This window comes from Mesorhizobium sp. M0491 (assembly GCF_040321265.1).
In the GTDB taxonomy this organism is placed as follows: domain Bacteria; phylum Pseudomonadota; class Alphaproteobacteria; order Rhizobiales; family Rhizobiaceae; genus Mesorhizobium.
Map to the genome: position 1 here is coordinate 162,989 of NZ_JAMYRE010000004.1, position 12,487 is coordinate 175,475.

The 12,487-nt window shown below is 57.9% G+C and carries 6 protein-coding genes and 3 pseudogenes; 5 read left to right on the forward strand and 4 right to left on the reverse strand.

The annotated features are described in order from the left end of the window. Window positions 1–332: 332 nt before the first annotated feature. Window positions 333–532, reverse strand: a pseudogene (locus NKI69_RS06440) (IS3 family transposase); the annotation flags it as partial. Window positions 533–697: 165 nt separating this feature from the next. On the opposite strand from NKI69_RS06440, the gene NKI69_RS06445 reads away from it, so the two are divergent. From NKI69_RS06445 to NKI69_RS06460, 4 genes and pseudogenes are all read left to right on the forward strand, one after another. Continuing rightward, a complete protein-coding gene (locus tag NKI69_RS06445) occupies window positions 698–1,936 on the forward strand; it encodes an ATP-binding protein (RefSeq protein ID WP_352720526.1) in 1,239 nt (412 codons plus the stop codon). 254 nt (window positions 1,937–2,190) lie between these two features. Further along, window positions 2,191–2,331 (forward strand): annotated as a pseudogene (locus tag NKI69_RS06450) (IS4/Tn5 family transposase DNA-binding protein); the annotation flags it as partial. Between the two features lie 256 nt (window positions 2,332–2,587). Beyond that, a complete protein-coding gene (locus NKI69_RS06455) occupies window positions 2,588–2,821 on the forward strand; it encodes a hypothetical protein (protein WP_352720760.1) in 234 nt (77 codons plus the stop codon). A 342-nt stretch (window positions 2,822–3,163) separates the two neighbouring features. After that, on the forward strand, window positions 3,164–8,884 hold the full coding sequence (locus NKI69_RS06460) for an alpha/beta fold hydrolase (RefSeq protein WP_352720528.1): 5,721 nt from the start codon (window positions 3,164–3,166) through the stop codon (window positions 8,882–8,884). A gap of 197 nt (window positions 8,885–9,081) precedes the next feature. Here NKI69_RS06460 and NKI69_RS06465 read toward each other — a convergent pair whose 3' ends face one another. The 3 genes from NKI69_RS06465 to NKI69_RS06475 form a co-directional block, all read right to left on the reverse strand. Continuing rightward, window positions 9,082–9,435, reverse strand: a complete 354-nt coding sequence (locus NKI69_RS06465) for a hypothetical protein (protein ID WP_352720530.1) — start codon at window positions 9,433–9,435, stop codon at window positions 9,082–9,084. A 582-nt stretch (window positions 9,436–10,017) separates the two neighbouring features. Further along, a complete protein-coding gene (locus NKI69_RS06470; protein ID WP_352720532.1) occupies window positions 10,018–10,932 on the reverse strand; it encodes a 3-hydroxyacyl-CoA dehydrogenase NAD-binding domain-containing protein in 915 nt (304 codons plus the stop codon). Window positions 10,933–10,979: 47 nt separating this feature from the next. Continuing rightward, window positions 10,980–11,690: an aspartate/glutamate racemase family protein gene (locus tag NKI69_RS06475; RefSeq protein WP_352720534.1), complete on the reverse strand. Its 711-nt coding sequence runs from the start codon at window positions 11,688–11,690 to the stop codon at window positions 10,980–10,982. Between the two features lie 203 nt (window positions 11,691–11,893). Between NKI69_RS06475 and NKI69_RS06480 the strand changes: the two are divergent. Beyond that, window positions 11,894–12,056 (forward strand): annotated as a pseudogene (locus NKI69_RS06480) (IS630 family transposase); the annotation flags it as partial. Between the last annotated feature and the right edge of the window lie 431 nt (window positions 12,057–12,487).

Sequence of the window (12,487 nt, forward strand, 5' to 3'; positions counted from 1 at the left end):
GGACGGGCCATGATGATTGAGCCCGTTCAGCTTCTGCGAGACGAGCGGCAAGCTGAGTTGACGAACGGCCACGAGAGATCGCGTCAGGGGTGGCAGGGTTCTCATGTTGCGCCTAACTCGCCGGGGCTCAGATAACCTAGAGTGTCTTGCCTTCGCCGGGGTTGTAGAAGCTAACTGAGTGTCCGAAAACCGGCAGCAGGCCACACATAGACGACGGCCTTACGCTTGAGGACGGCAGTCGGAATCAGATTACCGCTCGCCATCAGCGCAACGGGCCATAGTGATCGCCCGGCTCGCCAACGTACTGGTGGCTGCCGCCGGCGTGGCAAGGGAGGAGGAGAGCTGCGCTCGATATAATCGAACACATCGGCCCTGGCGTCATCCCTCGTCCTGTAGAACTTGCGCGCGTGCGTTCGGTCTTCAGCGACGAGAAGAAGCTCTCCATCGCAGCATTGTCCCAGACGTTGCCTGACCGGCTCATCGAACAGATGATGCCGTGGTCGGTCATCAGCCGCTGGAACTGCTCGCTGGTGTTCAATCATCCGCCGCAACAGAAGCTTCAAATGAATTTACAGAACCTTTGCGACTGCAGATCACTGACCCTGTTACATTCACCCCAATCTGAGGTCCGGCACAGACAAGGCCTATGCTGATATTGCTACGGCCTCAGTGCAGCACGCAATGGAGGTCAACGCAGATGACAAGAAAGGCGCTTATCCTGATTGAAGGCCATCCAAGGGGCAACGGTCTGCTATATGTCCAAGCGGCGCAGCGTCTTGGCCTTCATCCAATTACCATGTCGACTGATCCAGCTCAGTACGATTATCTTGCGGCGGAAAGAAGTGAGGCAATCCGCATTGATACAGACAATCTCGATGCGCTGATCCGCGAGTGTTCCCGGGTAGGAATGACCTATGACATTGCTGGCATTACCGGTTTTTCGGGCAATGATGAGTCGGTCTATGCAACAGTTGGCAAGCTCTGCCGGCATTTCGATCTACCGGGACCGAACCCAGACTCTATCGAACAATGTTACGACAAATTCATTCAACGTCAGCTACTCGCGGAAGCTGGCGTTCCAATTCCCGCATATCGCTTGGCTGCGAATAGGACGGACGTACAAAGCTCTGCCGCGGAGATTGGGCTGCCAGTGATTGTTAAGCCAACCGTAGGCAGCGGCAGCATGGGTGTTCGATTGTGCCGCGACGTCGATGAGTTAGCGGAACAGACGACCTATTTGTTGAGCGGGCAGCACATATGGCGGTCCCCGCCGAGGATACTGGTCGAAGAATTCGCACAAGGCCCTTCTTATTGGGCCGATATAATGGGAGATCAAATCATTGGGATTGGCACCGTTGAGGGCGGCCCTCCACCGCATTTCGTCAGCCGTGCGTGGACCATTCCGGCCCCGCTGAGTGATAATGAGCATGAGCGTATCGCCGATGTTGCGCTGAGCTGTTTGCGAACTCTCGGGCTTGGCTGGGGGCCATGGGGCATTGAATTCCGGTGGACGAAGCGTGGCCCGGTCGTCATTGAAGTCAATCCGCGGCTACATGGTGCGCCGGTCCCCCAACTGCTTCAACTGGCTTACGGTATCGATGTCGTCACGGCGCACATCAAACTTGCTATTGGCGAAGAATGGGATTTGCATAAAAAGCATTCGCACATTGCGGCCGCGCGGTTCCTAGTTGCTGATCGCGATGGCATCCTCGAGTGGACCGCCGACGACACTCGGGAAGCTAATGTACCAGGTGTTGCCGAGATCAAATTTTATCTTGAACCCAAGGCGCGGATCATTAGGAAAGGCGATTACCGAGACAGCCTCGGACATGTCGTTGCCACTTCACCCAGCCTTGCTTGCACTGAAGCGATCCTTCAGCGTGCCGTCGATTCGCTCCATTGGTCGATTACGCCATTTCCGACCGTTGGCGACTAGGCACGATCTGCTATCCCTCGTGCCAGCGCAGACGCTAAAATAAAAATAGGTCGTGTCCCATCATGTTCTCTTGTCTTATGACAAGAGAACCCCATCTGGCCCGGCTAAAGCCACCGACCTTCTTCCCGAACATAACGCCGAAGGTCGTACCCATCCGGCCCGACTTCCGATTACCCACATCGTCGGCGGGCCTATTGCCCCATATGAATCTGCCGTGATTCTGTCCGTGACGCCGAATCACGGAGGCGTCACGGATGCGAGACAAGACCACCAGCAGCGAGAGCGCTTGGCAGGAGGAAGAGCTTTCTGCGGCGGCCCTTCCCGACAAGCGTCTGGCCCGTCGGCTGCGACGGTTGCTGGATCAGATGTCAGCTGCGCCGGGCAAGCCAATCCCGGCGGCCTGCGGCGACTGGGCGGCGGCGAAGGCGGCCTACCGCTTCTTTGATAACCCGCGTGCGACCGAACATAGCTTCTGGCCGGCCATTTCGCCGCGACCGCGGCGGGCATTGCGGCGAGCGAAGGTCCGATCCTTATCCTGCAGGACACGACCGAATTCATCTACAGCCGCGCGCAGCCGGGCAAAATCAGACCATCAACGCCGGGCGCTACAAGGCCGGGCAGCCCAACGTGCTGACTTTGTGCGGGGTGCTGATGCATTCGAGCCTGGCCATCACCCTCACCGGCACACCCCTCGGTCTGACGGCGGTGAAGTTCTGGACACGAACGAAATTCAAGGGAACGCTCGCGCTCAAGCGGCACATCAATCCCACGCGCGTGCCGATCGAGACGAAGGAGAGCTACCGCTGGCTGGAGAACCTGCGCCAGTCCATCGCGCTCGTTGGCGTATGCGACATAACATCGATCGACGGCCCTTCGCTCCCATAAGCCTATGCAAATCCGCCCTGGACCAAGCTGTCAGGCAGTCACGGCACCTAATCAGAATCTCTCCGGTTCGCGCAAACCATGTCACAAATCCGTCAAAGAAATTTATCGACACTTAGCAACGCAAAACCGCTGACAGTGGTAATCCTGCCGCCACTACCGCCATCTCAAGGCGATGGTCGACATCAGAAAGGGCCGCTCTCCAACAACTCCAGTGCGAGTTGCGAGATTATAGTGCACTTGGCCTTTTCACGCTCGGGCACCCGACGGACTGTACGAATAAATAAATAGTATTTGGGGATAAAGATGGTAATTACATACGAACTATTTGTGGAGTAGTTTGAGATGGAACAAATTACTGATAAAGCCAACGCGCTTCTTAGAGTTTTGAAGAGCTCACTTGAGGCGTCGTATAGGATAATCTGTTTCCCGCACGGGGGCGGGGGCGTCCAGTCGTTCCGTAATTGGCCGGACTATCTCCCCGACGACGTTGAACTTATTTGCCTGGATCTTCCCGGGCGCGGGAAACGATCAGCGGAGCCCGCCATTCGCAGCATGGACGTATTGGTACCCATGGTCATCGAGGCGCTCCAGGCATACAGCGATAGGCCTTTTGTTTTCTTCGGTCATAGCGCAGGTGCCCTTGTGGCTTACGAGGCCGCCCGCTCCCTGGAAAAGGCCGGTCGGCCATCTCCCTTCCATGTTGTCGTGTCTGCTCATCCGTCGGCGGATCTGCCGGCGGATGAGCCGCCGATGTATAGATACGCGGATGACAAGTTAACCGATGTGGTCCGGAGCCTAGGTCTGGTGCCCAAAGAGGCGCTGGCAAACGAGGAACTCCTTCGTAAATTCATCTTGCCTCCGATGCGGGCCGACTTCGAACTCGCGGAGACCTACGGCCGAAACTTACCGACACCTATCAAGGCGGCGATCACCGCAATGGGAGGGGCTCAAGACGAAACGGTCAATGCCAATGATCTCGACAAATGGCGTCGGCTCACGACGTCACGGTTCGCCCGGATTATGTTTGAAGGCGATCACTTTTACACGCATTCTATGACAGAGGAGGTGGTGCCTAGCCTCCTGCGCGAGGTTGGCGAGGTGAAGCGACAACTTCCGGCGTCCATCCAACACGGCGAGGTCTTCCCCTATAGTAATCTAACGCTGCATGAGCAATTCTGCAAACAGGCGGCTCTGACACCGAACAGTCCTGCCATCGTTTCAGAGGCTGCGACCATCACATATCGTGAACTCGACGAACTGATCGAGATTCTATCCAGGCACCTCCTCGGATATGGTCAGAGCCGAGGTTCGCGCGTGGGTATCCTGATGGATACCTCGCTTGAATACGTCGTCGCGTTGTTCGGTATTCTTAAGACAGGGGCCGCCTACGTCGTGCTTGACAAAGCGCAGCCCATGGTTGCGCTACGGCGGATACTTGAGAAGGCGAGTGTTGAAATCGTTGTCACCAACAACCGTTTCGCAGACAAGCTTCCGCCTGACTGGTCTGGTATTGCGCTGTCGCTCGACGAGGGTTGGGATGCACAACTCGGCAAGGCCAGTCCGGCCAATCCCCAAGCGGTGGACCTCGATGCGCCGGCCCAGATTGGATTTTCTTCTGGCACGACTGGCGAACCAAAAGGGGTCCTCTGCCCCCACCGAAGCCTCGTATGTGCCAACCAATGGCGCTATCATGCGCTGCCGTACGCGCCTGGTGAGCGTGAGGCGGTCAATCTCTTCGGGGACATAACGCGGCCGATCCTCGCCGGGATTCCAGCCTATCTGGTCCCTGACGACGTCATCTACGATCCGCACCAGCTGGTCGAGTACCTGGAACGAAATCGAATTTCCAGAATATTGCTAACGCCTTCACTGCTGGACGTGATTATCAGCAGCGGCTTCCTCGACCTCCCCTCCCGCCTTCCGGATCTCAGATTGATCTACCTATCAGGCGAGGTACTAACAGCAGCGTTGCTTGCGCGTGTAAAGGACGCGCTGCCGCACATCAGAATCATCAATTACTACGGGGCAGTAGAGGCAAGTGATGTCGCGCATATTGACTTGAGCGACATGGATCCGACGGCAATACAAAGGGTCGCACCGGTCGGTCCGCCCCAGCACAATGTCAGTGCCTATATTCTCGGGGAGCAACGCGACCCCGTACCACGGGGCTTCCTAGGCGAGGTCTTCGTCGGCGGCGATGTCTTGGCTCATGGATATCTCAGCAGCCCGGAGATGACACGCGAAAGGTTCTTTCCCGACCCGTTTCGCGCAAATGGCACGATGTTCCGCACTGGCGATCTTGGCCGCATGCTGCCAGGTGGCCACTTGGAAATTATCGGGCGCTGCGCTTTCATGGTGAAGATCCGAGGTTACAGCGTCGTCCCCGGGTCTGTAGAAGCTGCCTTGCTTCGCTATTCCGGGGTCTGCTCCGCCGCCGTATTGCCTGAGCTCGATCCGACGACAGGCCAGCCGGACCGATTGGTCGCCTATGTGGTCCTGCGAGATGGTTGCAAAGGCTGGGAGGCACCTTTGCGAGCGCATTTGAAGTCCGAGTTACCGCATTATGCGATACCCGCGCATTTCGTGGCGGTAGGGGAATTGCCCATTGCGGCTAACGGGAAACTTGATCGGTCGCGCCTTCGCGGGCTCGCGCAAGAGGCGTGCGCTCTGGTGACCGGTGTCGACGAGGTCGAATCGGCACTTCGCACAGCCTGGCGCGACCTTCTCCATGCCGAAGCTGCCGATCCGGGCGACAACTTTTTCGACTGCGGCGGACACTCCCTTCTGGCTGCCCGCCTCTGCACGCAGCTTCGTGAGAGTCTGAAGGTAGAGCTCCGGGTAGTGGAGGTCTTCCTCAACCCGACGTTCAAAGAGCTGGAGGCTCTTCTTCGCAGTCGCGGCGGCGGGCAGGGACGTCCCATCAATCGAGAGTTCCCCAAAATACCGCCAGTATCGGCGGGGAGAGCGCGTGTTGGGGCGGCCAACGAGGGACGCGGCCCCGGGATGGACATTGCGGTGATTGGTATGGCTGCACGCTTTCCCGGCGCGGAGACCGTCGAGGCGCTCTGGGAAAACCTCTGCCAAGGGGTCTCTTCGATCGCCCCTCTCTCCGAGCAGGAACTGCAAGCCCGGGGCATTCCGGCCGACATCCTGAGGCGCTCCGATTATGTGCGCGTTGGCGCCCATCTCGACGATGTGGACCTTTTCGATCCAGACTTCTGGAATCTGTCGAAACGTGAGGCGACTCTGATGGACCCGCAGCATCGCCTATTCCTCGAATGCTGTTGGAAGGCCCTTGAGTCGGCCGGATATGCGCCAAGCCAGCATGAAGGCCGGACCGGAGTGTTCGCAGGTTCTTCTTCCCCACTCTATTTACAGCACCATTTGAAGGGCGACCTCAGCGATCCCACCAACGCGCCACTTGCTTTCCTGATGGAGCTCGGCAACGAGAAGGACTACCTTGCCTCGCGCGTGTCCTACATGCTGAACCTCAACGGCCCAAGCATTGCGGTACAAACATCATGTTCAACTGGGCTAGTGGCGATCGCAGTCGCCGCTCAGTCGGTAGCGGCCGGCTATTGCGACATGGCGCTGGCAGGTGCAGCGAGCATCACCTTCCCTCAAGCGGGGTACCAGTACGTCAAGGATTTCATTAATTCTTCGGACGGTGTGTGCCGAACCTTTGACGCCGATGCGAATGGCACGGTGCTTGGAGACGGGGTAGGGGTCGTCGTTCTCAAGCGCCTCGAAGATGCGCTTGCGGCGGGTGATCCGATCCGCGCAGTGGTAAAAGGATGTGCCATTAACAACGACGGGCGCGCCAAATCGTCCTTTTCGGCGCCTAGCGCGCGAGGCCAGACCGCTGTTGTGCGCCAGGCACTTGCCACCGCGGCACTCGGCCCTGACGACGTGGAATACATCGAAACCCATGGGACTGGGACCAAGATCGGCGACCCGATCGAGGTCCGCGCATTGGCAGAGGCTTTCGCGGGTCAAGAGGAAACCGGCAAAGCCTGTGCGCTCGGGTCAATTAAACCGAACATCGGTCATGCCAACATCGCCGCAGGGGTCGCGGGCTTCATCAAGGCAGTTCTGACCCTAGAGCATGGGGCAATCCCTCCGACCATCAACATTAATCGGTTGAACGAAGATTTGGGCCTGGAAGGCACGCCCTTCTTCGTCAACGAGAAGCTTCGACCCTGGCCCCGTCCGCAGGGGCATCCTCGAACTGCGGGAGTCACCGGCCTTGGTATCGGCGGCACCAACTGTCACGTTGTGCTGCAGGAATGGGACAGTGCCGCAACGGCTTGGCCCGGCTCCGTCGCGCGGGGCTCGCATGCCCTATGCCTGTCCGCAAAATCCCCTTCGGCGTTAAGTCGGGCCTGCCGGAATCTAGCCACGTTCCTGCGGCGCAACCGCCATATCGATCTGGGTGACGTCGCGCATACGCTCCGCGTAGGGAGATGCCAGTTCGATCATCGAACCGTCGTTGTGGCGCGCAACTTGGACATGGCTATCGCGCGGTTAGAGAACGAGGCGGATGGTACGGCTGATCGGGTTCTATCCTCTCCGTCCATCGGGTTCATGTTGCCGGGCTCCGGAGTGCAGCACCCGCGGATGTTCAAGGACCTCTTTGATCACGTGCCAGACTTCCGGAAGGCCTTCTTGGCGTGTGTCGCCGCTAGTCGCCCGGTCATGGATCGTGATCTCGAGACGGTCATGTTTGGGCACGACGACACATACGCGACTGCTTCGTTCGAAGAGATAAGTGTCATGATTTTCTCCGTGCAATACGCCCTGGCGCGTTTGCTAGAACTGTTTGGAGTGCGGGCCGATTATCTCGTCGGACACACAATGAGCGAATATGTTGTGGCCACCCTGGCGGGCATTCTAAAGGTAGAGGATGCTGTTGGGCTGACGGTCGTTCGGAGCCGCGCGATGGTGAATCTTGATATCGACGGTGCTATGCTTGCGGCCAAGTGCAGCCCTTACGACGCTGAGCGTATCCTAACAGAGGACGATTGGAGTGATAGAGCAAGAGCTGGCGAGCTCAGCCTCGGCGTCGTGAACTCAAATGCCAGCGTCGTATTCACCGGCAAGCGGGAACTTCTCGAAGGATTTCAGGAAAAACTCGAACAGCTACAGATTCCCAACCACCTCCTTAATACAGGTGGCGTGCCCTGCCATTCTCAACTGACGAAACCAGCGTCCGACATCATCGACCCGCAGGTTCGCGCCCTCGAACAGTGTCTGCCGAATGTGGCCATTGCTCTGAACTCAGGAGCTCTGCATGAAGCGAAAATACCCTTGCCGGGCACTTACTTGAGCAGGCAAGCGATCGAGACTCTCCGATTTGATAGGGCTCTCAAGCCCGTGGTCGCGGCTGGTGTAGCTGCACTCGTTGACCTCGGGCCTTCACGAAATCTGGCGCGTCTAGCACTGGAAGCGATCAACTCAGACGACTGTAAGACCCGAATTCCATCGATCGTCCCAGCCGCGCGCGACGAGAACGATGAAGAATCCACTGACCGCCATGTCCTTCTGGAATGCCTTGGGGCACTCTGGGCCGCGGGTGTTGTGGTGGATTGGAAACGGGCCAGTGATCAATTGGAACCGTTCGGCACTCGCCGTCGCATTTCCCTTCCAGCGTACTCATTCGACGGTCACCGATGCTGGCCGAACGATCAGCCTGCGAGCCGGACGGTTCCGCGGCAGTCCGGGGAACGAGAACAGCAAAGGGGGGAAGTGTCCACGACACCAGACGAGCAGCCACAAGAAGAGAGAAGATCTATATCGAAAGAAGAAGTCGAAACAGGAAGCGATAACATGTCGAATAACGCTGACACGAGGAGAATTTTTCTTGATCAGGTCAAGGAAGTTATAGGTTCTGACGAAATAAGTTTAGACGATAACTTCTTTGATGTTGGGGGAGATAGCCTAATAGCCGCAGAACTCCAAGCTCATCTGGATCAAAGTGACCGTTGGAGGTCGCCGCAACTGGATGAGATAATTGAGGCGGCGACGTTCGGCGACCTGTATGGCCGAATATGCTGTACCGCATAGCGTCTCAGACCCTCACCGAGCTTCGGAACTCGGGCACGAACAAACACTCCCGAGCCTTTGCTCAACTTGCCGGGGGAGACGCAGAAGCAGATCGCGCAGAGCCTCGCGCGACTTCTCTTGCGGATGCGGTCGACGAGCGTGCCGACAGCGGCGGATCGGCATGTTGAGTGCATCGAATAGACCGGACGAGTGCGTCACTACTGCATCGCGGAAAGCTCGCTTACATTTACGTCCGCCAGTCCTCCGTGAACCAGGTGCGGCATCATCAGGAAAGCACGGAGTTGCAGTGCCGTCTTGTCGATCGCGCGGTCGCTCTCGGCTGGCCGCATGAACGCTTGCGCGTCATTGAGGAAGATTTTGGCAAATCCGGAGCCGGGACCTTTGCTCCCCGCATTTGTGTGGCAGGAGCAAATCGGATGAGGCAGGTCAGCATGGCGACGCGGGATGAGCTGGTGAGCGCGGTAACGGAGCGCTACGCCCGAAGCGACCGGCCAGGGAATTCGCACATTCTCGATGAGTTCGTGGCGGTGAGCGGCTTTCACCGCAAGCATGCGATGCGCTTATTGCGCAACGGACCGCAGGGTGGGCCGTTCGGGGCCGCGGCCGGAGCGGCGGCTTTATCACGAAACGGTTGGTGAAGTGCGGGTGTCGGAAAAGTCGGACAGGCGAGGAAGCCGGCGGCCCTGCGTCGGCATGAAATAGGACAACAGATAAACGAAGAGGAACATACAGACAGTGATTTACCCGAGAGGGTGATCGTTCCCGTTGGGACGATGGGCAAGGCGATCTCGTGGCAGGCTAGATCCTGGATAGATTCTCCCAAGGTTGCTCAACAGATTGAGACGCCTCGCTCTCCTGCCCCCCATCATGCGGCGGCCCGGCGCCGACCGCGAAGAGAAGCGAGGGACCAACGGGGCGACATCGTCCGGAAAAGACAGGAAAAGCTTGACCTCACCGACCCCAATCAGAGAAGCCTGCTACCTAGCTTAAATAACTCCGATCCATCCCCTTCCGCCCGATCCGGGCCCTCCCCGATAACGGCCTGGAAAGTCATAATACAAGACTACGCCCTATCAGAATGCTGTGCCCTATACGCATATTGGTGCGTATAGCGATTCAAGGCGGTCTGAACCTCAGATATTCCCGACGGCACGTCGCACTGCAACTAGCCGATCCTCCCATGCGTCGCCGGTGAGCTTCTTTGCCCTCGCTGCCAAGAGTTGCGGACGAAGGATGTCGCGCAGTGCATCGGTCAGCGGCGGACCGGCCAGGCGGCTCCAGTCAGTCTGCATCAGGATCGACCACCTTTCTTCATCTATCTCGCCTGAGGCCTCCGGATCTATCCAATCCAATTGTCCCTCACATGGGCCATTGATACCCCAGCGGAGACCAGGTCCGCCCTTAATGATGTTGTCGATCTCTTCCATCGTAGCCTCGCCGGCCGCGATCATGTGGAACCCCTCGCGCCACATCGCGGCCTGCAGGCGATTGCCAATAAAACCCGCAATAGCACGAGACATCAGAACTGGTTGTTTTCCGATGCTGCGGTAGAATTCGACCGCAGCTTCAAGTCTTTCAGTCGGCATTTCAGGTGTGCCGACGATCTCCATGGCCGGGATCAGGTGCGGGGGGGAAAAAGGATGTGCTACGAGGAGGCGACCCGGATTGGGAATGCCTCTAGCGATATCGGCTGGCAAAAGTCCTGATGTGGAGGAGGCGATAATCGAATCGAGCGGCGCTAGACAGGCAATTTCCCGCACCAGCGCTCGTTTGAGATCTATCTGTTCCGGGGCATTTTCCTGAATGAGCTCTGCCTCGGCCACCGCCTCACTCAAACTGGCGCAAAGTCGAAGGCGTGTACGTACAGTCGGTATATTTAGCTCTCGCAATTGCGGCTCATAGCGGTCGAGGGCTGCCAATAGACGATCTTGCCAACCCGGTGCCGGATCCCATGCGGTCACCTCATGCGTGCCAGTGATGAACAACGCCACCCAGCTCGCGCCTACGGTCCCTGTGCCAATGCATGCGATGCGCATAGATTGCCTCATATCAACGAATCTTGAGAAAACCTGAACAACTTGAAGCGCCGATAAGGTTAGGCGCCAACGGACTCAAGCGTCATCCGACATATAGTTGTGATGTCGTAGATAGGGAGCCCTGTCATCCGACGGATCGCCGGCGTTATCGGCGGGAATCCAGTGCAAGTGAACAGTAGCGCAGCGATTCCCGGATGTGCTGCGCGGAGCCGGGCGACGCAAGCAGCCACATCGTTCTCGATATCGACGATATCGGTCGGTTGTGGCGGACGCATATACTCGTTTTCTAACATCTTACCGCCTTCGATGCCGCCTATGACTATCTGCGCCCGCTCCTCCGGATCACTAAGTCCAAGTAAATCATCTCGAAACACTCGAGAATCTGCCGTCACTACAGCGAGTTTCGTTGCCGGCGGCAATTGGCGGAGCAGCGCCGGCACCAAGAGCAGGCTGGACATTACTACCGGGACAGTTACCGCCGCAGCCACGGCTGCCTGATATCGGACAGCAGAGCCGCAGCTCGATGTGATTACGACTGCGCCTCGCTCTACGAGCCTCCGCGCTGCCGCAACAAAGGCAGACTCGAGCTCAGGATCGCCGTGCATCACAACATCGGCCCAAGCTCCTTCGACGGTTTCCGATATTACGGGGAAGTCGAAAGTAGCTGAACTACACAGCGCGCCGGACGGCGGCGCCGGCGGTGTCATGCCGGCCGGCAAACCAGGTTCCAAGCCCAGAATTCCAAGACAGCTTTCGGTATGCGACTCCATTGCGGCCTCCTAGGGCATGTAATTGAATTTGAAGTGCGTGGTATGTGCGCCTCCCCCTGTTCGTCAAATATCGATTGTCGCTGCCGATCATCTGGGTGCAAGATGGCTGTGTTCGGTCGCAGGTCGGAGATCTAGTGGTTGACGCCCAACAGAAGAGTCCGATTGGGGGTTCCCCTTGGGCAGTGCGCATGCGAGTCTGGCGCATGCGCACAGGAATATCCCTTACCATTTCGTCGATTGATTGCCAGCGCGTGAGTGCGCTGATCCGGGACCGCAATGCACCACAGAAGCACCTTCTGGCGCGCCCAGATCATTCTGTTGAGCAGCGACGGCGTGGGGAGCGTCCAGATCATGCGGCAAACCGGGCATCTGGCCGCTGTATAGATCTTGCGAGTGCTCGTGATAACGAAACCGTTCGAGCATGTGACACGAGCCAGTTCGTGCAGTCCGTCGGGTCGAGCATGCCCCGAGCGTGTAAGGCCACACACTGTAATGTCGTAGCGCGCACTGGGGTAATTGGATGGCGGCCCTTTGATGTCACCACCGCCTTTAAGATTGCTGCTGCGCGGTCTTTGCTGTCTGCGCGGCTGCAGGCAGATGGGTGTGAAAAGGATTTAATAGGCGCACGAGCGTCCGCGGCTGAAAGTACAACCTGTACCTCGCCGCTAGGTGGGCTATGACGATCGAATAGGTGAAGGCACTCAAGGTCCATGCTATTTGCCCCGTCATTGACGATCATGACGCATCCGAGTTCCTCGCGCTCCTCGAAGATCGGGTGGCCTACGTGGCAGCGCCAG